General features: G+C 49.5%; 1 protein-coding gene. It reads left to right on the forward strand.

From position 1 onward, the window contains the following. Positions 1-130 precede the first annotated feature (130 nt). Positions 131-331: a hypothetical protein gene (locus DW096_RS19735; RefSeq protein ID WP_118036830.1), complete on the forward strand. Its 201-nt coding sequence runs from the start codon at positions 131-133 to the stop codon at positions 329-331. Positions 332-388: the final 57 nt, after the last annotated feature.

Below are 388 nucleotides of genomic sequence, written 5' to 3' on the forward strand. Positions count from 1 at the left end.
TATCCATCCACCGAAATAAATTTGCCGTTCAAAAACAAAGGGTCTCAGATGGGGCTATGAAAAACGCACATTAAGGGAGGCAGAAAACTAGGAAAAGGGCAGTACGGAAAGTAAAACAAGCCATACGGTTTTGCAAGCAAAACCGTATTCCTATCTCCCTGCCACAAGTGGCAGGGGGGAACGGGTTAGCAACGGACTGCCGGGACAAACGGTAAAAGGACGGGGCTGCAATACGGAAGAAGGAGGTTGTTTCGGCAATGCCGAAGCTCCGGATGATGACCATTGCAATCCCGCCCACGTTTGGAACTTCTCTTTTCTGGTTTGCCCATAATCAGCCGCATAGCGGATGACTACGGGTAAACCGGGAATGAGAACAGTCATTCCGATG

The sequence above is a fragment of the Bacteroides sp. AM07-18 genome (assembly GCF_003602695.1).
Lineage (GTDB): Bacteria > Bacteroidota > Bacteroidia > Bacteroidales > Bacteroidaceae > Bacteroides > Bacteroides uniformis.